Origin of the sequence: Snodgrassella sp. ESL0304 (genome assembly GCF_013344995.1) — a bacterium.
In the GTDB taxonomy this organism is placed as follows: domain Bacteria; phylum Pseudomonadota; class Gammaproteobacteria; order Burkholderiales; family Neisseriaceae; genus Snodgrassella; species Snodgrassella alvi.
In genome coordinates this window covers 166,238-188,719 of the sequence record NZ_JAAEDR010000014.1, presented here as the reverse complement: position 1 = coordinate 188,719, position 22,482 = coordinate 166,238, and the positions used below count along the sequence as shown (strand labels likewise).

General features: G+C 42.2%; 17 protein-coding genes. 5 read left to right on the top strand and 12 right to left on the bottom strand.

Annotated features, from left to right (window positions below):
• Positions 1–123: 123 nt before the first annotated feature.
• Together GYX91_RS07535 and GYX91_RS07530 are read right to left on the bottom strand one after the other, a co-directional pair.
• On the bottom strand, positions 124–1,194 hold the full coding sequence (locus GYX91_RS07535) for a zinc-dependent alcohol dehydrogenase family protein (RefSeq protein ID WP_174830473.1): 1,071 nt from the start codon (positions 1,192–1,194) through the stop codon (positions 124–126).
• Between the two features lie 305 nt (positions 1,195–1,499).
• Positions 1,500–2,081, bottom strand: coding sequence for a bacterioferritin (locus GYX91_RS07530; protein WP_025331132.1), 582 nt, complete (start codon positions 2,079–2,081; stop codon positions 1,500–1,502).
• 619 nt (positions 2,082–2,700) lie between these two features.
• On the opposite strand from GYX91_RS07530, the gene GYX91_RS07525 reads away from it, so the two are divergent.
• The 4 genes from GYX91_RS07525 to GYX91_RS07510 all read left to right on the top strand — a co-directional run bounded on the left by GYX91_RS07525 (position 2,701) and on the right by GYX91_RS07510 (position 8,308).
• Positions 2,701–5,748 carry a S8 family serine peptidase gene (locus GYX91_RS07525; protein WP_174830471.1) on the top strand — a complete coding sequence of 1,016 codons (3,048 nt, stop codon included), beginning with the start codon at positions 2,701–2,703 and terminating at the stop codon, positions 5,746–5,748.
• Positions 5,749–5,990: 242 nt separating this feature from the next.
• The gene (locus tag GYX91_RS07520; protein ID WP_078475157.1) at positions 5,991–6,458 is read left to right on the top strand and encodes a YcxB family protein; all 468 of its coding nucleotides are present in this window, start codon (positions 5,991–5,993) and stop codon (positions 6,456–6,458) included.
• A gap of 742 nt (positions 6,459–7,200) precedes the next feature.
• Positions 7,201–7,902, top strand: coding sequence for a phosphoadenosine phosphosulfate reductase (locus GYX91_RS07515; RefSeq protein ID WP_078475158.1), 702 nt, complete (start codon positions 7,201–7,203; stop codon positions 7,900–7,902).
• Positions 7,889–8,308, top strand: coding sequence for a hypothetical protein (locus GYX91_RS07510; protein ID WP_078475159.1), 420 nt, complete (start codon positions 7,889–7,891; stop codon positions 8,306–8,308). Before GYX91_RS07515 ends, GYX91_RS07510 begins: the two co-directional genes overlap by 14 nt.
• Positions 8,309–8,391: 83 nt before the next feature.
• Here GYX91_RS07510 and hrpA read toward each other — a convergent pair whose 3' ends face one another.
• From hrpA to GYX91_RS11085, 10 genes are all read right to left on the bottom strand, one after another.
• Entirely contained in the window at positions 8,392–12,414 is a 4,023-nt protein-coding gene (hrpA, locus tag GYX91_RS07505; RefSeq protein ID WP_174830469.1) for an ATP-dependent RNA helicase HrpA, read from the bottom strand.
• Between the two features lie 282 nt (positions 12,415–12,696).
• Positions 12,697–12,936 carry a hypothetical protein gene (locus GYX91_RS07500; protein WP_078475161.1) on the bottom strand — a complete coding sequence of 80 codons (240 nt, stop codon included), beginning with the start codon at positions 12,934–12,936 and terminating at the stop codon, positions 12,697–12,699.
• A gap of 11 nt (positions 12,937–12,947) precedes the next feature.
• On the bottom strand, positions 12,948–13,706 hold the full coding sequence (locus GYX91_RS07495; RefSeq protein WP_174830467.1) for an ABC transporter ATP-binding protein: 759 nt from the start codon (positions 13,704–13,706) through the stop codon (positions 12,948–12,950).
• A 60-nt stretch (positions 13,707–13,766) separates the two neighbouring features.
• Positions 13,767–14,723 carry an iron chelate uptake ABC transporter family permease subunit gene (locus GYX91_RS07490; RefSeq protein ID WP_174830585.1) on the bottom strand — a complete coding sequence of 319 codons (957 nt, stop codon included), beginning with the start codon at positions 14,721–14,723 and terminating at the stop codon, positions 13,767–13,769.
• A gap of 7 nt (positions 14,724–14,730) precedes the next feature.
• Positions 14,731–15,699, bottom strand: coding sequence for an ABC transporter permease (locus GYX91_RS07485; protein WP_174830584.1), 969 nt, complete (start codon positions 15,697–15,699; stop codon positions 14,731–14,733).
• 91 nt (positions 15,700–15,790) lie between these two features.
• On the bottom strand, positions 15,791–16,759 hold the full coding sequence (locus tag GYX91_RS07480; RefSeq protein ID WP_025331122.1) for a siderophore ABC transporter substrate-binding protein: 969 nt from the start codon (positions 16,757–16,759) through the stop codon (positions 15,791–15,793).
• Positions 16,760–16,840: 81 nt separating this feature from the next.
• A complete protein-coding gene (locus GYX91_RS07475; protein WP_174830464.1) occupies positions 16,841–17,647 on the bottom strand; it encodes a siderophore-interacting protein in 807 nt (268 codons plus the stop codon).
• A gap of 1 nt (position 17,648) precedes the next feature.
• On the bottom strand, positions 17,649–18,590 hold the full coding sequence (locus GYX91_RS07470) for an alpha/beta hydrolase (RefSeq protein WP_174830463.1): 942 nt from the start codon (positions 18,588–18,590) through the stop codon (positions 17,649–17,651).
• A gap of 315 nt (positions 18,591–18,905) precedes the next feature.
• Positions 18,906–20,099 carry a TonB-dependent receptor domain-containing protein gene (locus GYX91_RS11090; protein WP_238791326.1) on the bottom strand — a complete coding sequence of 398 codons (1,194 nt, stop codon included), beginning with the start codon at positions 20,097–20,099 and terminating at the stop codon, positions 18,906–18,908.
• An 81-nt stretch (positions 20,100–20,180) separates the two neighbouring features.
• Positions 20,181–20,990 carry a TonB-dependent receptor plug domain-containing protein gene (locus tag GYX91_RS11085; RefSeq protein ID WP_370520383.1) on the bottom strand — a complete coding sequence of 270 codons (810 nt, stop codon included), beginning with the start codon at positions 20,988–20,990 and terminating at the stop codon, positions 20,181–20,183.
• 476 nt (positions 20,991–21,466) lie between these two features.
• On the opposite strand from GYX91_RS11085, the gene GYX91_RS07460 reads away from it, so the two are divergent.
• Positions 21,467–22,273 (top strand): hypothetical protein, encoded by an 807-nt coding sequence (locus GYX91_RS07460; protein ID WP_174830461.1) that lies wholly within the window; start codon positions 21,467–21,469, stop codon positions 22,271–22,273.
• Positions 22,274–22,482 lie beyond the last annotated feature (209 nt).

Here is a 22,482-nt window from a genome sequence, read left to right as displayed (position 1 = left end):
AATTGTCTATAGCTGTTCAGGGATAATTATTTTGTAAACAGATAGTAATCAATAAAGCAGCCTTAATGGCTGCTTTATTTAATAGGGCAGATTTAATTAAAGCTTTTATCTGCTCCGCAGTATTCAATAATCAATAATAACTTTCATGGCTTTTTCATCTGCAGCATGCTTAAAGACATCATAAGCTTTTTCCAGTTCATTAAAATGGAAATGGTGAGTAGCCAGCTTTTCCATCGGCAGTTTGCCTGAGCAACAGGTTTTCAGCAACATGCCGGTAGTGTTGGCATTAACCAGACCTGTGGTAATGGTAAGATTTTTAATCCAGAGTTTTTCCAGCTCAAAGTTGACTGATTGCCCATGTACACCTACGTTAGCTAAGTGTCCCCCTTCTTTTACCACACGCTGACAAATATTCCATGTGGCTTCAAGCCCTACAGCTTCCATAGCGCAGTCTACTCCGCGGCCGCTGGTGTATTCCAGAACACGCGCCACCGCGTCTTCACTGGCAGAATTAATGATTTGCGTGGCACCCAGCTCTTTTGCCATATGCAGGCGGTTATCATCCATATCAATCATGATAATCTGGGAGGGAGAATATAATTGTGCGGTTAATAAACAACTCATTCCTACCGGGCCGGCACCGACAATGGCTACTGTATCGCCGGGTTTAACATCACCGTATTGCACGCCGATTTCATGTGCAGTAGGTAAGGCATCTGACAACAAAACGGCCACATCTTCATTTAAATTTGCCGGTAATCGGTAAAGTGAATTATCTGCAAAGGGAGTACGTACGTATTCAGCCTGAGTACCATCAATCATGTAGCCCATAATCCAGCCGCCACCACTCTGGCAATGTGCATAAAGCTGTTTCTGACAGTTTTCACAAGTACCGCAGCGGCTGACACAGGAAATAATGACTTTATCGCCTTTTTTAAAGTTTTTAACCGCACTGCCTGTTTCTTCAATAATACCAATCCCTTCATGCCCGAGAATGCGACCGTTGAATTGACCGTCTTTTTGAATGGCGGTTTGTTCAATTTCCGGATTTTTTCCTTTCCAGATACCCAGATCGGTACCGCAAATAGTTGTCCGGGTTAAACGAATGATTGCATCAGTTGGTTCGATAATAACTGGTTTAGCCCGTTCTTCAAAACGAATATCACCTGCTCCGTAGTACACCATTGCTTTCATGTTGTTTACTCCATAAACTATTGAAAAATAATCCAGATATCTTTCTGGAAACCTCTTGATATGATTGTAGTGCAAAGAGATTCATACCACAATTTACCTGAGTATTTTCTTTAAAAGGTTTGTCGGAATATTAATTTGCCTCAAGTTTGAGCGATTTATTGCTATAAAGATAAATAGAATTATGTCATAATAGATAGTTTGAAATAATAATAAATATAAAGTTCAAACATACACTACTGGCTGGAAAAGCAGTCTGAAAAAATCCGCAGACTAACTACGGATTTTTATGTTAAATCACTAAATTATTAAATTATTTTTTTCGATACGGGTTTGCCATCCAAACCTTCCATCATGTCGGATAATTCGTCTGCATGATCTTCTTCTTCAGCAAGAATATGTTCGAGTATGCGTTTAGTAGTGGTGTCATAATCGCTGACATACATAATGGCCTGCCGGTAAAGATCAATCACAATACGTTCTGCAATCAAATCTGACTCTACCATATCCCGTAAAGTTTCTCCCTCAATATATTCTGTCGGTGAACGCTGAATAAACACATCCGGATTCAAATCCGGTTCACCGCCAAGCTGGGTGATACGTTCAGCCAGCATAGCTGCATGTTTTTGTTCCTGCTCTGCATGTTCCATAAATTCTTCTTTAACGGCATCCATAAACAGGCCGGTTGCCATGTAGTAATGTCGCAGATAACGCAGTACACATACCCATTCTGAAGCCAAAGCTATATTAAGCAGTTCGATTACCCGTTCTACATCCAGCTCATAAGTAGAAGTAATCGGTCCGTCTTCATAATTTTTGCGTGCATTTTCCCTTAATTCTTCAGTGGTGCTGAATTTAATATCTCTTTTTAGCGGTTTGCGTTTGTTCATGCTTATCTCCTTATTTATCTAAACAAGTTACGGTTTGTTGCCTTGTGTTCCTTTTATAACGGTAACTGATTGTGTAAGTTGTTGTCTATGAAAGTATTTTTAATATAAGTAATAATTAGCTGAATTTAATCGCATATTGTTTATTTAAATGTTTTCTTCTAAATATTTAATATATCAAGTCAAATATAATTAATTTATAAAGCATATATTTATGTTTTATGAGTAAAAAATTTAAAAAATATTATTCTTTATGCGTAAAAATTTTATTTTTTTTAATAAGATACTGCTTTAAGGCCTTTCAGAGCCAGTATTTCGCCGGTTTAAATCCATATTGTAAATAAAGCTATAAATTATTTTTTTGGTATATTTATTTATAATTTACCAATCTGAAATTAAATACATAATAGTACGGAATATTAAAATAGATAAAAAAAATCTTATTTGGTTAATAAATATATAGACAAGTAAATCAGTAATTTAGACCATGTATCATGCCTGAATGCTAAACCCGAACTGAATAAGCAAATCAATGTTCATTAAGGTTATCAAGAAATATTAATAAAAATGAAATTTAAATTTTTATATTTATTTTTCAAATTAAGATAAAGGAACAGCCAGTATGAAACATTCAGCTTTAATGCTTAAATCAATAGTGATTGCTGTTTCATTTGCTTTAACGGCATGTGGTGGCGGTGGCAGTGGTGTTCATTCTAATTCTACTGAAACTGGAGGTAAACCGGGCGGAACCGATCCCGGTACCGGAAACCAGACACCGGGAGACGGAGAAAACACACCAAATGTGCCTTCACCAGTTACTCCTCCTCCGGTTACTCCTCCTCCGGTTAATCCTTCACCAGTTAATCCAGATCCAGACAAACATGAGCCGGTTGATCCGACTCCGATAGATCCGGCTGATAATATTCCTGTTCCTTCATCCAATCCGTCGAGAATGGACAGTACCGAATCAGCAATAAAAGTTCCGTTGAGTAAAAACCAGTATCCCCGCAGTGTATACGGTGAGGATAATACACAAGCTAACCTGCTAAATCTGAAAGATGCACGGGATCAGGAGCTGGATGGTAAGGGGGTGAAGGTCGGTATTGTTGATTTGCCAGTCGATGTTAATCATCCGGCTTTACCTGACAATGTTGTTGATCTGGGACAGTTCGGGACACCTTATAATGGTAAAGCTTACCCGCATGGTGATGCAGTAGCTTTAAATATTGCCGGTAAAGATGTCAGGGGTAAAAAAATCGGAATTGCTCCAGAGGTGCAAATTTATTCAGCCAGTGCAACAGATAGCCGCGGGCCGGGATTAATCAATTTACTGGCTACCATAGATTCGTTTAACGCGCTTGATAAGGCTGGCGTGAAAATCGTCAATAACAGTTATGGCGCTAATTATTATAGTAATAAGCAATGGTACACTAATGTAGCTAAAGCTTATTTAAATGCAAATAATCCTGCTGATAAATCTGCATCCTATATTGGTCGTTTTGTTTCTCTGGTTCGGGATGATATGCTGTTTATCTGGGCAGCTGCCAATGATGGGCAAAGTCAGCCCAGTATTGAATCGTTATTTCCTTTAATTGAACCTGAATTGCAGAAAGGCTGGATCGTTGTTGCTGGTGTAAATAGCGATAATACAATTCAAAAGTCTTCCAACAGATGCGGCGATACTAAAAATTGGTGTATGGTGGCTTATTATCAGTATGAGATTGCTAATTTATACGCAAAGCCCGGCGATGATATTAATGCATTGCCACTAACCTATATCACGGGCACTTCATTTTCTGCTCCGCAGGTTACTGCTGCTGCGGCACTGGTTAAACAAAAATATCCCTGGATGACCAATAATAATTTACGAACCACATTACTGACGACGGCCACTGACCTGGGCGCTAAAGGTGTAGATTCGGTATATGGCTGGGGACTGCTGAATATTGGTAAGGCGGTTAACGGACCGGCACAATTTGCCTTCGGTGATTTCTCAGCAAATGTAACCGACGGCAGCTATGTATTCAGTAATGATATCAGCGGGCAAGGCGGGCTAATCAAAGATGGTACCGGAACACTGATATTGCAGGGTAATCATACTTATCAGGGTAAAACGCAGATTAATTCTGGTACGCTGGCCGTAAATGGCAGTAGCCAGTCTGCAACGCAAATTGGTAAAGATGCTGCTTATCTGGTTAAAGGCTTCACTGGTTCAGTAGATAATTCAGGTACATTTATTAGTCGGGATGCCACTGTTAATGGTAGTTTTAACCAGACGGCAGCGGGTACTTTTCAGACCAGCCTTGGTAGCCGGACTACTGTCAATGGTACTGCCAGACTGGCCGGCAGATTATATTTCGATGCGCTTAAAGCCGGTTTTGTGCCTCAGACAGGGATAAAAGTAGCTGTTATTAATGCACAAAAACGCTTGGGTGAATTTGACTCAACTGAATTTTCCGGTGGAATTCTGCTAAATGGTAAAACGGTTTACGATGACAATAATGTAGATTTTGATATTACCCGTATTCCTGCACAAAAAGCTGTTATGAATAATGGTCTGTTAACCCGTAGTATTGCCGATCCGGCAATAGAGTCTGCTGCCAGAGCTGTGGATACGGCTTTCAGCCAGCTGGATGGTATACCCGCAGCGGACCAATATAGTGAACAGGATAAAGAATTATTCGATGGTGCGGCCAGAATTCAGAATGTACAGTCCGCTCAGAGTTTAAGGCGGTCGTTATATTCTTTATCCGGTGCGGTTTACAGTAACGCTAATATGGTCAGCACTCTGACATTAGGAAAACTGAATAGTGACTTTATGTCATCAATTCAGAATAACTCTGATGAGGTTAATGTGATTATGGAATTTAATCATTCACAGAATCGCTGGAATCCCACTGTTGTCAGAGGAAAACAGAATACTAATAGCGGTATATTCGGTATCAGTAAAAAATTTGGTAACGGATTATCTGCAGCGCTGGCCTATACTTTTCAAAATACCGGCTGGAATGAACAATATGGCAATGCTGATATTAAAACCAATGGTCTAATTGCTGGTTCATTTTATGCGCCAAACCGATGGAACGGTGCCTATATATCCGGCAGCTTTGGATACAACCGTTTTTCCAATGATGTCAACCGGCGAATATGGCTGGGTGAGTCGTCAGAAGCCACGGGAGCGAAAGCTAAAGGTAACGTATGGCAACTGGCTTTTAAAGGAGGTAAAGCATTTTATCTGAATCAATTGATTCTGACACCGCAGCTAGGTCTGAGATATGATTATTTGCAACAGAATCATTTTAGCGAAGAGGGGGTAAGTGGTTATGGTTTATATGCCCGAAAGCTTAATAAAGGCGTTGTCGCCGGTTCGGCCAGTATTCTTACTCAATATCGTTTTGGTATACGGGATACTGTGTTTGATATTTTCGGACTGCTGGGTATTGAGCATGATTTTCGCGATAGAGAATATGCAATGCGCGGAGGTTTTGCCGGAATACACGGAAATGAACGTTCCGGTAAATGGGCTTCAGCAAAAACACGCTGGAATGCTGCTGTAGGTGGAAACGTACAGATCAGCCGTAATCTGAAAGCAGGTATTCAGTATCAGTATGAAAATGGCAGCCACTGGCACAGTAATTCAGGAATGGCAAACTTAAAAATCACTTTCTGATTATGATAAGTAGTAAAACGGATAATTAACCGGATTTCAGGTTAATTAAAATTCTTTTTTTAAGAAATTAAAATTTTAATTTAACAGAATGCTGTCTGACTTGAGGATTTATGGTCGATGTTAAGTTAACAAATAAATGTATAATGTAATGGCTAAAATGAAAAATCAGGCGTTAAAAAAAATTTATATACTGGTAAGTAAAACATCAGTAATTATAAATTTATTTTTACCGGATTAATCCTATGATTATTAAAATAAATACTAAAGCCTTTTATGCTTTTATTATGACACTTCCAATATTGATTATAGTAATTGGTATTGATGCTTATAATATTTATATAAATAGAATAACAATTTCTCTGATAATTCTGAATATTATAACTATTTTCTATCCGATATTTAAAATCAAGGATGAATTTGAAAAAATAGGAGGATTTGGCAATTATATTATTGAAATTACTTCTGAGTGCCTGACAAAAGAAAAAAAGGGAAATAAGACATGCTTTGAATGGCAGGATTTTTATTCAGTAATTAAATTTCACAATAGAATTTATTTGTATTTAAAGAGAAAAAACTCTATCAGATCATACAGACGTTTAATATATTTGGATAGAAAAGACTTTAGCAGTAAAGATGAATTTGATGCCTGCTTCGAAAATTGTAATACCTATATAAAAAAGCAAAAGTATAAAAATTTGATTAATTTGTAAAAAAACCACAAATAATTTACTTAAAATTAACAGTTATTTATGAGGAAGTTTTTTATTCTGTTTTTTAATGAATTGAGAAGAATAGAATAGATAGAAAAAGAATAAAATTTTAGTAATGTAAAATAGATTTCTGAATTTATATAAAAAAAGAACCCGTCATTAAAAATTTATAAGCCGGAATGTAGGAGAAAAGCTTATAAACAAAATGACCGGGTCAGGGAAATAAATAGCTTAGATATTCAGGTGTTAATGATATCAGTCATATTAATCTATGTCTACAAATATTTTCTTATTATTACTGAAATATACAAAATATTTTAAATATGGTTTTGATATTTATATAAATATTTTTAAAGCTGGGTTATGAATGATGTTAAATCAGGAATTAATGTAATGTTTAATGTTGTAAATTACTGATTTTTAATTTAATTTTTTTATATAAGTTGACTTGTCAATATGTGCTAGGAAATAGCTTTTAGTGTCAAGAAGCAGGTTGAAGCAGGAATCGAAAACTTTACCAGATATATCATTAGGTATTTATTTGCATAATAAGCTGAATGCCAGACATAAATTTATTTAAATAAGGTTGGTTATGCTTTTTTATTGCTGGTTTAATGAGTATGCAGCTATTTTTTATATTTTTTAATAGTTTATGGTGATTGTAGCATGTTGAGCATCTAAATTTATTTTAGCTATACTAATTGAGTTATGCAGTGTTGGTTTATAAGGGAATTTTGCAAATATGGCTATTTTATCTGGGGCCAGAACAGTCCGGAAGATGGCCTGTGATCATCGTCAGAGTATTCTGGCATTTAGCACAGGTAAGAATGCTGTTGCTGCGTATCTGGCAATTAGGGATAGTTTTACTGAGATTTATCCCTATTATTTGTATCTGGTGCCCGAGCTGGAATTTGTAGAAGAACAGCTTGATTTATATGAACGCCAGTTTAATTTCAAAATTACCCGTTTGCCGCATCCAGCACTGTATCAGATGCTCAGTGCACATGTTTTTCAGCCACCATCTAATATATCTGTGATTGATAAGGCAAATTTGGTGAATTTTGATTTTGCTGATATCCGCCGGATGATGTGCAGAAAATTTAATTTACCGTCCAATACCCCGGTAGCGAACGGTACCAGAGTGGAACATAGTTCCAAACAGCGCCTGAGTATGCAGAGACACGGATCGATTGTGAAGAGTCAGTGTCAGTATTATCCAGTATGGGACTGGAAAAAAGGGGATTTGCTCCGCTGTTTTAAGCAGCATAACATCAGGCTGGGAAGTGATTACAGGGTGTTTGGCTGCTCATTTGATAGTCTGGATTTACGTTTTTTGTTACCTGTTAAAGAACTCTATCCGAAGGATTACCGAAAAATTCTGGAGTATTTTCCGCTGTGTGATTTAGAAATTTATCGCTGGGAATGTGCTAATGGAAAAAGATAAAACAATGAAAATTAAAGTATCTGCACAATCTGTTTATAACAGGGGAAGGCAGAGAGGTAAATCCGAACCGGTTTCATGTTCAAAGCATGCTGACAGGAATACAGATGCAGATGCATTAGAGCAGATGAGAGGGCTGAAAGAAGAGTTTCAACAGGTTAAAAAAATGCCTGCGCAGCTCAGACAAAGAGTGACTGACAGTGAATACTGGTGTGCTGTCTGTTTTCAGTCCTATGAACAGTTGATGGTTTTTCTCGGTGAATTAACTGTACCGGTTTTTGAAAATAAGTATATTGACGGTCAGTTACTGGCACAGAAAATGAGTATTGATCTGCCCCCGGTCAAAGTGAGATTTCGTTTGCCTGGTTATATAGATAAAGATTTCCAGGAGTTAGCAGATGAAAAGTAATAGAAATCTGTGTCATAACTGCCGGTAAAACGGACGGGATAACAGCTCTGTTTTTCCGAACAGAGCTATTTTATTGAGTACATTTATAAAATAGCCGTGCGTTTATCCCATTCTTTGCTCAGGCGTTTTGCTGAAACCGGATAGGGTGTTTTCAGCTCCTGAGCAAACAGGGAGACGCGCAGTTCTTCCAGCATCCACCGGAATTCGGCAATGGCCGCAGGTACCGGCTGATTTTGTTGCCGGTATTGCTGTACTTTTTTTTGCCAGGTATCAGTAAGTTCCTGAATGTCGTTTTCCCGCGCATTATCACGTGCCGGATTACTGCCGTATTTATCCATACGCCTGAGCATGGCTTGCAGATAAACCGGCAGACGCGGCCACTGCTGCCATGGTGTGGCACTGGCAAAACCCGGATAAACCAGACTGTTCAGATGCTCACGCAGAAGCGGGGTTAACGGGTGTTTACCCAGATGGCTGCTGACTTCAGTATAAGCCTGCGCTGTTTGCAGGGCATATTGATTAACAGCTTCTTTAACTGCCGGTAAACGGCTGCGGGCACGTTTTATCTGTTCTTTAAAAGCTCTTTCATCACGCGGCAGTTCATCTTCACCTATCAGAGCCCGATCCAGAACGGCATGAGTCAGGTCTTCACGCAAAGTATCAGTACCCAGGTGTTTAAGCAGCATGGCGATTTGGGTGAAGTCGGGCAGACCTTTATTCAGGTCTTTAACCTGTTCTTTCAGTTGCAGACTCATCAGAGCAAGTACGCCGCTGCGGTGTGCCTGTTCGGCAGCCGCCGCTGTATCAAACAGCCTCAGGGAAATACTGCCGTTTTTTTGCAGTTGCAGGCCGAGATAGCCGGTAAGCTGTTGCTGAGCACGGGCAAATTTGATGCTTTCCGGTAGTTTACCTATATCCCAGCTGGTAATGTTATCTCGCTCAAACTCATTGCTGTTGTCACGGAAAGTAACCGCAGCCGCCTGTCCGAGCTGTTGTTGCAGGCTAATAAGATCACGACCGCTGGCCAGTTCTGTACCGCTGTCATCAATCACCTGAATATTGAAATAACAATGTGCCGGCAGTTGCTGGGTTTGCCAGTGTTCGACGTCTATCTGGTTAAGCAGACGCATGTCTCCGGCCTGACGGGCAATGGCATGTGCCAGCTGAGGCAGTAAAGGCGCATTGATATCGGGATGATTGCTGAGAAATGTAGTGATGAAATCAGGTACAGGCACGCAGATCCGGCGAATTTGTTTGGGTAAAGCTTTTATCAGTAACTGCAGCTTTTCTCGAATCATGCCGGGAACCAGCCATTCCAGTCTGGATGCATTGATGCGGTTAAGCAGTGGCAGAGGCACAGCTATAGTGACACCGTCAAACGGATGATGGGGTTCGAAACGGTAGCTGAGCGCACAGCGACCGTCTGTAGTATCAAGGTATTCCGGAAACTGGCTTTCAGTAACATTACTGGCTGTATGTTGCATCAGGTCGTCACGGCTCAGATACAATAGTTTCGGATTTTCTGCCTCAGCCTGTTTACGCCACATTTCAAAGGTACGGATATCAGCCAGCGGCAGAATACGGCCTTTGTTTTCTACATTTGCCGGCAGACGCTGGTCGTAGAAACTGAACAGTGCTTCTTCATCTACCAGTACATCCTGCCGGCGTGATTTATGTTCCAGTTCGGTGATTTCTTCGATCAGTTGATGGTTATGCCGGAAAAAAGCTGCTTTAAGATCGCATTCCTGCGCTACCAGTGCACTGCGAATAAAGATTTCGCGTGCTTCTTTGGCATTGATGCGCCCATAGGCGACCGGGCGGCGGGGCAGAACAGTGAGACCATAAAGAGTAATGCGTTCACTGGCCACCACTTCACCGCGTTTCTGTTCCCAGTGGGGTTCAAAATAATGATAGCGCAGAAGATGAGGTACTTCGCTTTCAATCCATTCCGGTTCAATCTTGCCGACATCACGGGCATATAGTCGTGAGGTTTCGGTTAGCTCTGCAGCAATAATCCATTTAGGCTTACTTTTAAACAGAGCGGATGCCGGAAAAAGGTGAAAATGAATTCCTCGTGCACCGGTATAGTCGTGGCCTTCGGGGCTTTTCAGTCCGACATTGGCTATTAGTCCGGTCAGTAGAGCACGGTGAATTTGTTCGTAGCTGGCTTCTTTTGCCTGTTGCCGTTGCTGACGCTGCTGCCGGCGGACGATTTGCTGCTGTTTGAGTTTTGCGGATAAATCCTGATCACTAATGTCAGTTATGGCTGGCTGGGGATGATTGTCCGGTAATTGTCGGTAAGCACCGGCCTTATCGGTAAGTTCCATATCTATGGCAATTTGTGCCAGCTGGTGATGTAGCTCGCGCCATTCGCGCATACGCAGATGAGAAAGAAAATATTGATGACACCACTGCACCATCTGACGATTGGATAACCCTTTGTCACGTTCGCGCTGATAGGAGTCCCAGATATTCAGATAGGCGAGAAAATCCGACTGCTTATCGTTAAAACGTTCATGTGCTTTGGCAGCAGCTTCGCGAGCTTCCAGTGGTCGTTCACGCGGATCCTGAATCGACAGTGCAGCCACAATAACCAGCATTTCGGCAACGCACTGCAAGCGTTTCCCCGCCAGCAGCATGCGGCTGATACGCGGGTCTACTGGCAGACGTGCCATTTGTTCGCCAAGTTTGCTTAGCTGATTATGTTCATTTACTGCGCCCAGTTCGAGCAATACCTGATAGCCATCATTGATATAGCGCTGGTCAGGTGCTTCGAGAAAGGGGAATGCATTAACATCGCCGAGTTTCAGGCTGATCATGCGCAGGATTACAGCCGCCAGATTACTGCGGATAATTTCCGGATCTGTAAAGGCAGGGCGCTGATTAAAATCCTGCTCGCTGTAGAGGCGTATACAGATACCGGCGGCAATGCGCCCGCAACGGCCGGCGCGCTGACGAGCCGCAGCCTGACTGATAGGTTCGATATGCAGTTGTTCGACTTTAGCACGGGCTGAATAGCGTTTTACCCGCGCCAGTCCGGTATCGATAACATAACGGATACCGGGTACGGTGAGTGAGGTTTCGGCAACATTGGTAGCCAGTACGATACGCCGCTGACGACCATTGGGATGAAAGATTTTATGCTGTTCGGCTGCTGACAGGCGTGCAAATAGAGGCAGAATCTCATCATTACGACGCAAAGGTGATTGCTGTAATGCATGTGCTGCTTCGCGAATTTCTCTTTCACCCGGCAGAAAAATCAGAATATCACCTTCACCTTCTCGTGCCAGCTCATCTGCGGCATCGACGATGGCATCATTGATTTCTATTTCAGCTTCGTCTGCATCTGTGGTGTGCAGCGGACGGTAACGTACTTCTACCGGATAGGTACGTCCGGATACTTCAATCACCGGTGCTGCTACACCGTTCTGTATGAAATGTTTACTAAAACGTTCGGCATCAATCGTAGCTGAGGTAATGATGACTTTCAGGTCCGGGCGCCGTGGCAGCAGTTGTTTGAGATAACCAAGCAGAAAATCAATGTTCAGGCTGCGTTCATGCGCTTCATCAATGATGATGGTATCGTAAGCACTGAGAAAGCGGTCAGTCTGGCTTTCTGCCAGCAAAATGCCGTCAGTCATCAGCTTGATGTAGCTTTCCGGCGCGGTTTTGTCATTGAAGCGCACTTTATAGCCGACATGCTGTCCGATCCGGCTATGCAGTTCTTCAGCAATTCGTTCAGCTACTGAGCGTGCGGCCAGCCGCCTTGGCTGAGTGTGACCAATCAGTCCGGCTACACCTCGGCCTAGCTCAAGACAGATTTTCGGTAACTGGGTGGTTTTACCGGAACCGGTTTCACCACAAACGATTACGACCTGATGCTGACTGATTGCCTGCTTGATTTCTTCGCGTCTTTCATGCACAGGCAAAGTGTTATCGTATTCGGGTACAGGCAGTCCGGCCAGACGTTGCAGATAAGCCTGATGAGAGCGCTGGTAACGGCTGTTTACTTTTTCCTCGCCACCGAAAGGGGCAGGATTTTTACAGGTTCGATACAGGTAATAGCGGTCTTTACTCAGGATTTGGTTAAGTTCGTATACAGACATGGCACAGAGATTGCCGGAAAATTAGTAGTGTGTGTATTATACCAAATCTGCCAAAACTGCTTTTTTACAGGCATTCCATGGCAGATTTATATCTCAGAATCAGATAAGGATATAAATGAACAACAAGATAATAAAAATAAAGATTTTTAATTGCTATGCGGAATAATTATTAAGTCTGAGCCGGAAAGCAGCAGAAAAATTATTTTAATAAACACACTGGTACTGAGTTATGCAGAATAGCATAACTTTCAGTTTGGCTTTTGGCCTTGAATCTATGTGTTTTTAGTGATGCGTGTGTTGCCGGCGCCAGATTTTCGCGCCAATCATAATAAATACGCCAAACAGAAAAGTACACACTAGCCCCATAAAAATGAGCATAATCCGTGCCATTGACATCCGTACGGCAGCATCATCTCCCAAAAACAGCCAGATAAACCATGCAGCCAGTACGACAAACAAAGCAATCATGGCAGTAATCAGCCCCGTCATTTTGCGTGAACCGGGGGTATTATTGTTTTGCATAATAAAGCCTGCTAGAAGTGATGGATAACAAGAGGTTTCCCTTTATGACTGACAACTTCTGTATCCAGATTAAATATGGTTTGAATATGATCTGCAGTAATAATATCTTCTGGTGTACCTTGCATAACAATCTGCCCGTCTTTAAGAGCAACAATATGGTCAGCATAGGCTGCTGCCATGTTGATGTCGTGAACCACCATAATGGTAGCCAGACCCTGTTCGCCGGTAAGCTGGTGTAATAAACGCATCAGCTCACGTGCATGATACATATCCAGATTGTTAAGCGGTTCATCAAGAATAACATGTTTGGTTTGCTGGCAGAAAGTCATGGCTACCAGTGCGCGCTGGCGCTGTCCGCCGGAAAGTGCACTAAGATAACGCTGTTGCAATGGTTCCAGCTCAAAGCGCTGTAAAGCCTGATCAACAATTTGCTGGTCTTCTGCTGTGACGCGTCCCTGATTATGCGGATAGCGGCCAAACAGTAATAAGTCACGTACGGTAATACGGCTCTGTATGTTGTTCTCTTGCGACAATATAGCCAGTTTTTTGGCTATAGCAGTTGATTTGCTGTGGCTGACTTCAAGTTCATCAATATGGATATTGCCTTCCTGTAAAGGTTGCAGACGGGCAATCAGCGAGAACAATGTAGATTTACCTGCACCATTGGGCCCAATCAGCGCAGTAATGCTTTTATCCGGAATATCAAGATTAATATCGCGGAGAATGGGTGTACCGTTGATGTGGTGGTTAACATTTTTTATGGTAATCATAATGCTGTCAGGTTAAATCGGTGCAAAAAATGGTGATGATAAAAAAGCTACTGTTGCAGCTTAGCGTTTGCGTTTTAATACCAGCCATAGAAACACAATGCCGCCGCAAAATTCAATAACGGCACTCAGTACGCCCAGCATCCCAAGCAGCTGCTCAAATATCAGCTGGCCGCTGACCAGTACCAGTGCTGCAACCAGAAATGCTGCCGGCAGCCGCAGCTGATGTTTCATATCGGGGGCGCAGGTATTAACCAGTGCGCATATCAGTAAACCGAAAAAACTGACCGGACCGACCAGTGCAGTGGAAACTGAAACCAGCAGAGCAATCCATAACAAAATGCTGTGGCTCAGCCGTACATAGTTAATACCCAGTGCTATAGAGGCATTACGTCCGAGCATAAGAACATCGAGCTGATAGCGCATCCGCCAGATCCAGACTGTACTGAACAGCATGATACTCATGCCGATAATCAGCATGGTGACATTCACAGAGGTAAACTGAGCAAAATAGCTGGTTTGAGCAACCGTAAACAGAGTAGGGTCAATCAGACGTTGCAGCAGACTATTGAAACTGCGAAACATGACTCCGAAAATCATACCGGTAAGTATCAGTCGGGCCAAATCACCGTTACTGTTCCGGGTTAAAGTGCGAAACAGCAGGAGCGAGGCAACCATCATTATGGGTGCTTCGATAACAAATTTGCTCAGCACACTCATACTGGTGAATCCTACTGCACCGAATACAAACAAAGTAATGGTTTGCAGCAACAGATAAAGCGAATCGTAGCCAAGTAATCCCGGTGTAAGAATAGGGTTATGGGTCAGAGTCTGGAAAAGTAAAGTGGATACACCAACTGCGTAGGCAACAGTAAGCAGCATCAGCAGCTTTTTACCGCGCAGTTGCAACACAAAATCCCAGCTTCCTTTAACGCCATACGTCATAAACAGAATACTGGCAATAATTAACAGAATACCGAGTACACCGAAAAAACGTGCACCGGAGCGGTGTGACGGCATAGTGGAATTAAACTGCATGTACAGGAGGCTTTCTAAACAGCAAATACAGGAAAATCACAGTTCCGACGATACCGAAAATCAGAGACACCGGTATTTCATAAGGCGGGTCGATAGTGCGGCCGATAATGTCACAGATCAGCAGAGCATTGGCACCCAGGAGTGCAACTGCGGGCAGATTCTGACGTAAACGGTCACCTGCCAGCCGGGAAATAATATTAGGCACTACCAGCCCGATAAAAGGAATCTGTCCGACTGTGACCACGACAATGGCAGTAATCATGGCCACGGTAATCAGGGAAATCCACATCATTTGTGCATAATTGATACCGAGGCTGGTGCTGATATTCTGTCCCAGTCCGGCAATGGTAAGCCGGTCAGCCAGAAAATAAATAACTAATGTCATCAGACCGGTAATCCACAGCAATTCGTAACGTCCGGCGAGTACTGCAGAAAAATCACCGGCAAACCACACCGCCAGCAATTGCAGGGTATTGGTTTCCACACCGATAAAATTCACCAGTGCTTCAATAATACTGCCATAGATTATGCCGATTAGCGGAATCATCAGTTGCCGGTGTGCAGGCAGACGCCGAAATAAAAATAAAAACAGCGTCATCCCCAGCAAAGCAGTCAGACTGGCGCAGCTCATTTTGGTCAGCTGACTGGCCTGCGGCAACCAGATGGAGACCAGTAATACCCCAAGTGCTGCACTTTGGGTAGCACCAACCATACCCGGTTCCAGAAAACGATTGCGCAATACTATCTGTAACACCATACCCGCTACGGCCAGTGTGGCACCGGTGAGAATAATCGCCAGAGAACGGGGTAAACGGCTATACAAGAGCAAAGAACGGGTATCATTACTGATAAACAGATCACCCCAATGAAAAGAAGCTGCACCAATACTAATGCTGATAATCAGTAAAATAGGTAACAGCAAAAAATTGATTGCATTAATCTGAGAGGAACGAAGCATATGACAGAAAAAATACAGACAACAGGTTTGCGCTAATACTGCATATTTATGCAGCATAGCACAACCTGATTATCGTGAATAAAACTCCGGCTTAGTGTGACATTGCCGCTTTAATATTGGTCAGATCAGTTTTCATTTGCTGTACGCCGCCTGCGGCCAGATAGGATGCACTGCTCAGATAAATAACGTGACCTTCTTTCCATGCTTTAGACTGACGTACCAGATCATTATTCAGTACAGCCTGAGCGGTTTTACCTTCTTCGCCGATGGCAGCAGTACGGTCAATAACGAATAACCAGTCCGGATTGATTTTCTGCACGTATTCGAAAGAGACAGACTGACCATGCGGAGAAGCCGGAATGCTGGTATCTGCAGCCGGTACGCCAACCTGAGTATGAATCCAGCCAAAGCGAGAGGAAGAACCAAATGCTGAAAGTTTGCCGGCATTAACCATCAGTATCAGACCAGTGCCTTTTCCTTTGGCTGCCTGCTGGGTTTCATTAAGCAGATTCTGGATATCATCATGCAGTTTTTTCGCTTCAGCTTCTTTCTTAAACAGCTTACCGTAGCTATCAAGCATTTTCATGCCATCGCCAATTAAATCCTGTCCGCTGTCAGACATATCGATAGTAGGAGCAAGAGCAGCGAGTTCATCATATTTCGGAGCGGTACGACCTGCGATAATAATAAGCTGTGGTTTCAGCGCATTAAGTGCTTCCATATCCGGTTCAAATAAAGTACCGGTATTATTTACCGTTTCCAGAGTTTGCTGCAGATACGGTACCAGCACTTTTTTCGGGGCACCGATAACCGGCACTTTCAATGCCTGTAAATCATCCAGTGTAGCCATATCAAATACTACAACTTTAGACGGATTCTCCGGTACGGTTATTTCTCCGCGGGCAGTATTTATTGTCACTGTTGGTCCGTTAACAGCAGTTGCAGCAGCAGACGAAGCATTACTGGCAGTGTGATTCTCATTGGTTTTTTCGCCACAGGCAGAAAGCAGAGACAAAGTTAAAACAGACAAAGCAAGAGGTTTCCAGCAAGATTTAATCATTTTTCAGTATTTCCTATCATTATCGTTTGCATTAATTATACCGCCTGAACAAGGCTAAAGTTAATTTTCTTGAACAGGTATCTATTTATCAATAAATCTGTGCCGTGTTTCATGATAACTTTCTTCATTTTCTCCCTGACGCCAGTAGGGGACGGCATAATGGCGCTGAGGCGGTAATTGCCACTGTGTACGCAGCAATTCACGCAGTGGCTTAACCAGTGCCGCTTCGCCGGCAACCCAGGCAAAGTCATCATCATTCAACGGGGCAAAACTGCTTATATGCTCTACTACAGCAGGAATCTGGCTCAAATCACCAAAAAAGGTATGCAGATGCATTTTTTCAGGTAACGGGAGTGATGCAGGCAGATCTTCTGCCTGCGGTAATAACAGCACAACGTCACCGCTCGCATCTGCGGCAATATCTGCCAGCAGAGATTCAATTGCCGGAAGAGCTGTAATATCACCGGCAAATAAATAGCGTGACGCTGTTTTCAGCATCGGATTCGGCCCGCCGGGAGAAGAGATTCCAAGAATATCTCCAGCCTGAGCATGCTCGGCAAAAGATGAAGCGGGTCCGGTGTCTCCGTGTTTGACAAAATCAATACTTACCGTACACGTCTGTGCATCATAATTGCGAATAGTATAGGTACGCACAATCGGTTTATTATCCGGCTCAATCCAGTTAAAACCATGACCGGAAAACTGGGGTAATTGCGGTGTTATCTGACCATCCGGTGCCAGAAATATTTTGATATGGGCACCATTATACTGATGCGGATAATCAGTCAGCTCCGGACTATGCAAAACCAGCCGGCGTAAATTCGGGCTCAGATCGATAATATCCTGAACGCGTGTCAGATAAGCCTGATGTGGTGAACGTTTATTCATTTTATTGCCTGATTACTGGATAAAATAATGCCTGCTGCAGGCTTTTGCCAAACAGGCTGCCATGATTTTCCTGCGGATAATGCTCATATCTGATAGTTAAATCAGTTTTTTGCTCTAATTCGTTAATCAGTTTGTTAATCAGACCGGCATATCTGGCTGTATGCTCATTGCGTATGCGGATACGTGCGGCCGCCTGAGGATTTTTCGGTAATTTACCGGCTTTGAGTTTGCTGCTTAAAACCCACAGACTGCTGCCGGAAAAAGCCACCTGACGTTTAAGCATGGTTTCAGCTTCCTGCTGTAACAGATCGCCGTGTAACCAGACGGACGGATCGGCAGCAATATAGTGCTGAAAAAGATTAGGCTGAGTAAACAAAGTATGCATAACCATCAGCCCGCCGTAAGAGTGCCCCCACAGAGTTTGTGCATTGGGATTAATCCGAACCTGTTGATTTACTGCCGGCATAATTTCATTCTGAATTAAATCCAGAAATATATCAGCCCCGCCGTTTATTCTGGTTGAATCAAGAGGATCGGTATTGTCATTGTCCGGCGCAATGGTGTAATCGTAGGCCCGTGCCTGCGCATCAAAGCGTTTATCTGTGGCATAGCCAATCAGTATCAGCACCGGAGGCTGAGGCTGTGCGGACAGTACCCGCATATTTTCCGGCGCAAGAAAATCCAGTGCAGCATTTCCGTCCAGAATATAGAAAGCAGGAAAACCCCCTGCAGGAACTTTACAGTCGGGAGCTGCTATATAAACCCGGTAATGACGCTGTCCGTCTGCAGAAGTAAACGCAAGCTTATTAAACAGATAGCCGCTGTCTGATTGCTTTAATGCAGAAAAATTAGCTGGTTTATTCAGATTAGGCTGAGCTTTGGCTGTGTTGTGCAAGATTAAGGCCGTAAAAAACAATAAAAGAAAAATAATAATCTGGCGCATATTTAATCTTTCCGTCAGTTGATTGGTGTTAAAGAACATATGGAGACAACAGGACGGATATGAGGTAAGATTTTGTTTCTGCATGGTAAAATTAATCGAATACCAGTTAAAAATATTGCCGGATCAGGTGGTTTGGTTAAAGTACAGTCAGATTGAATAACCTATTTTATTTACTTAATAAAGTTGCTCAATATGTGTAAACAATAATCATTACTATTTATGATGGTAACTGAAATTGATTGATAAGTCACGGTGAAAAATAATTTGCTTATAAAAAAACAGGCTGCCCGAATGGCAGCCTGTTCGCAGAAAGCATCAGAAAGAAACTTTCATACTGCCCCATACTGCTCTGCCACGTTCATTGTATGTATACGCAGTGCCGCGCAGTGTAGAGGCGTAGATACGTTTATTGAATATATTTGACATTCCGGCTCTGATATTAATATTTTTATTTACAGCGTAGCCGGCGGAAATACCCCAGATACCATAACTGCCGATTTCTTCTCCGCTCAAACCGGTAGTTACTTTTCCTCCGTTACCGATACCTGCCTCAACAGGATTTACCGGTACTGTGCGCGGTTTCTGGCGACCATAATAAGTATAGGTAAGTAATGTGTCCCATTTTTCAGCAGGATTCCAGGCCAGAGACGAATTAATTGTATATTTAGGGATGACAGATAAAGGATTGCCGGTTTCCTTATTTTTGGAATCAAACATATAAGTAAAATTGTTTACCCATTTCCATTTACTTGAAAACGGCAGGGTTAAATTGCCTTCCAGTCCTTCTACCAGCGCTTTGCGGGTATTGGTCCATTCAAAATAGTCATATCCGCCTGAGCGTGAATTGGTGCCTGTACTATCTGTGAAGATAATCTGCCGGCCGGCTTCAATCTTATTTTTGTAATCATTGCGGAAATAAGCCAGAGAAGCCAGATAACCGTTTTTATTAAATTCAAAACCCAATTCTTTATTAATACTGGTTTCCGGTTTGAGATTACTGTTACCTATCAGATAGCAGCCGCGGCCGCTTCCGGAAGAGGTGGCACAACCATTGCCTTTGCTGTACAGCATATAACTGTCTGTACTCTGGTACAGATTCGGAACTTTGTAGGCACGTGCTATTCCGCCTTTAATCAGCCAGTTCGGATGAAGCTGCCATGACAGATTAACTCCGGGGCTGACATTGCCGCCCGTTTTATTATTGTGATCATAGCGCAGCATTGGTACCAGTTTTAAATAGTCGGTCAGGCTGATATTGTCTTCCACATAGCCGGCCCAGCTGCTTAGTGACGGTGTGTGGTTGGCCGGAGCCGGATAAACTGCCCCGGGAAGAGGTATACGGCGCAGACCATCCGGATCATTCAGTTTATCGTGCTGATATTCTGCACCCATAGTCAGCACGTGGGACACACCTAATGTAAACGGAAAGTGTATTTCACCCGTCAGACGTTTTGTTGTCAGTGTACTGTCTTTATAAGTAATATCTTTGCTGCCCAAATCCTGACACAAGCCTTCAGGACCACCTGACAGCGCTTCAGAGCAGTGGCTGTCGGTAGTTTTATCGTATTGTGCTACCAGCTTGCTGTCGCCCTAGTCCCATACACCTTCATGAGTCAGCGCAAAACTCTGGCGGTATACTCTGCGGGTTTCCTTACCATATAAACTTTGGGTGTAATCAGTCTGTACATTATTGGGACCATCACCGTTATAACGATTGCCCTGCCGGCTGTAGGTAGTATCCAGTGTCAGAGTTTGTGCCGGAGATAGGCACCATGCCAGCCGTCCGCCAATATCTTTATTAATCAGACCTTCCTGTCCGGCAGCCAGCGGTTTACTGCCTTTATCATTCGAACGCTGATTAATGAATGGTGAATCTGCATCAGTACTATTCAGATTGCCATATATCCGAAAGCCGATACGATGTGTATCGCCTTCTTCTTTATCTGCCGGCAAATTCATAAACGCATTGATAGAACCGTGAAACTCATTACTGACTTTTTTTGTCACAATGTTCACTACACCGCCAGCTGCACCAGAACCATAGCGTGCGGCAGCCGATCCGCGAATAACTTCAATTGATTGAATTTCTGCTGCCGGTACCCAATTGCTGTCACCAATGGTGTCACGTTCACCGCGCCAGCTCATGCGTGTACTGTTGCGCGAAGTAACCGGCCGGCCGTCAATCAGTATTAAGGTGTTTTCCGGACCCATTCCGCGAATATCAATCTGGCGTTTATTGCCATGCTGACCGGAAGCAGTATTACCGGTCAGGTTAACGCAGGACATCGTACGCACCAGCTCAGAAATATCATTGACCGGTGTTTTGCGTTCAATATCCTGACTATCAAGTTCAGAAACGCCAAGAGACTGTTTAACCTGCTGTTCGGCGGTGACGTAAATATCGTCCAGCTTTGCTGAATTATCCTGAGCATAAACAGTACTGCCGGTAAAAATAATGAACGGAATTAATCCCAGTTTAAAAGAAGGAAAAGGGTGATCAGATATATTATTGAGTTACGAAAAGAGAAAAATTGATAAATCCGCGAATAGGTAATGAATACCATTATTATTTTTAACTAAAACCATACTGATTAATCAAAAAATACAAATTCATACTTAATCAGTATAATAACTATCGATACTTACATAATTCAGTTTAATGTGACAAAATTTGACACATTTGGCAAATAATCTATTCAGTGAGATGACGAGAAATGTATATTGATAAATTAAAAAATTGATTTATTTAAAAAAATTAACGGAGAATTTTGTTTTCAGACTGGATATTCAGCAGAAAATGTAATTCTGACAGATATATAGTTATCAAAATCAAAATATACAAAAAATTGAAATTAAAACAGAAAATAATCAGCCAAATGAAAAAATCAACTTTTTATATTTGTCAGTATATTTTTTTATTGTTATTGATTACTACAGGTGTCTTACCTGCGCAAGCAGAAGATCCTGTTTCGAATTCCTTTAATACAACCGGACAAGTAAAAATATTGCCAGTGACTCAGACTTGTACGGGTAAACCATGGCAACATATTGTATGGGTGCATGTGCATGATAATGAAGAAACTGCACGTCAGACCGCATTAATGGCATTAAACCAGATTCAGCAGGGCTGTCTGCTGGATTTTCGCCATGGTGGCAGCCGGGAAATCAGAATACAAACAAATGATGTAAATTATCACTTTGATCCAAATAGAATTTTTACTGAAACCGGTCGGAAAAACGCATTAAAATGTCTGCGCGGTAATTGTGCTCAGGCACGAGAAGAGTTAACTCAAGAGGTCGACAGTTTTCTGAATCAGTATATGATTCACGCCAAATTGATTGTTGCTTTGCATAACAATCATCCAAGTGGATTATCTATACGAAACTATGTGCCTGGTGGCTCAATGACGCAAGGGATGAGCCAGGTAGCGGTCAGCCCCGATAAAGATCCTCATGATTTTTTCTATGTTACCAGCCAGCGGGCCTTTGAGTTTTTGTCCGGCCGGAATTTCAATGTCGTTTTACAGAATAATCAAACTGTTCGTGATGATGGTTCATTGTCTGTATGGGCTGCCCGGCAACAGATTGATTATATTAATTCTGAAGCCGGTACCGGAAATCTGGCCAGTCAGATGGTTATGCTTGCAGCAGTATGGGCGTATATGCAGGAATATTACCTGTAATTTTTCAGATTAAGTAAGTCCGGACAAAGTTATCTGATTTACAATTATATCCGTCGGATATAATTGTCTGACTATTAATAATAAAAAACTTAATTTAAAAATTTTGTCAAAAAATTTATTAAAAATATACAAATAAATCAATTTATTATGAAATAAAGGTACATATTTGATTTTTTAATCAAAATAAATAAATTTTTGTATAGAATAAT

Coding starts and splice junctions, on each gene's coding strand:
- GYX91_RS07535 (WP_174830473.1), bottom strand. CDS start 1,194: ATGAAAGCAATGGTGTACTACGGAGCAGGTGATATTCGTTTTGAAGAA.
- GYX91_RS07530 (WP_025331132.1), bottom strand. CDS start 2,081: ATGAACAAACGCAAACCGCTAAAAAGAGATATTAAATTCAGCACCACT.
- GYX91_RS07525 (WP_174830471.1), top strand. CDS start 2,701: ATGAAACATTCAGCTTTAATGCTTAAATCAATAGTGATTGCTGTTTCA.
- GYX91_RS07520 (WP_078475157.1), top strand. CDS start 5,991: ATGATTATTAAAATAAATACTAAAGCCTTTTATGCTTTTATTATGACA.
- GYX91_RS07515 (WP_078475158.1), top strand. CDS start 7,201: ATGGCTATTTTATCTGGGGCCAGAACAGTCCGGAAGATGGCCTGTGAT.
- GYX91_RS07510 (WP_078475159.1), top strand. CDS start 7,889: ATGGAAAAAGATAAAACAATGAAAATTAAAGTATCTGCACAATCTGTT.
- hrpA (WP_174830469.1), bottom strand. CDS start 12,414: ATGTCTGTATACGAACTTAACCAAATCCTGAGTAAAGACCGCTATTAC.
- GYX91_RS07500 (WP_078475161.1), bottom strand. CDS start 12,936: ATGCAAAACAATAATACCCCCGGTTCACGCAAAATGACGGGGCTGATT.
- GYX91_RS07495 (WP_174830467.1), bottom strand. CDS start 13,706: ATGATTACCATAAAAAATGTTAACCACCACATCAACGGTACACCCATT.
- GYX91_RS07490 (WP_174830585.1), bottom strand. CDS start 14,723: ATGCCGTCACACCGCTCCGGTGCACGTTTTTTCGGTGTACTCGGTATT.
- GYX91_RS07485 (WP_174830584.1), bottom strand. CDS start 15,699: ATGCTTCGTTCCTCTCAGATTAATGCAATCAATTTTTTGCTGTTACCT.
- GYX91_RS07480 (WP_025331122.1), bottom strand. CDS start 16,759: ATGATTAAATCTTGCTGGAAACCTCTTGCTTTGTCTGTTTTAACTTTG.
- GYX91_RS07475 (WP_174830464.1), bottom strand. CDS start 17,647: ATGAATAAACGTTCACCACATCAGGCTTATCTGACACGCGTTCAGGAT.
- GYX91_RS07470 (WP_174830463.1), bottom strand. CDS start 18,590: ATGCGCCAGATTATTATTTTTCTTTTATTGTTTTTTACGGCCTTAATC.
- GYX91_RS07460 (WP_174830461.1), top strand. CDS start 21,467: ATGAAAAAATCAACTTTTTATATTTGTCAGTATATTTTTTTATTGTTA.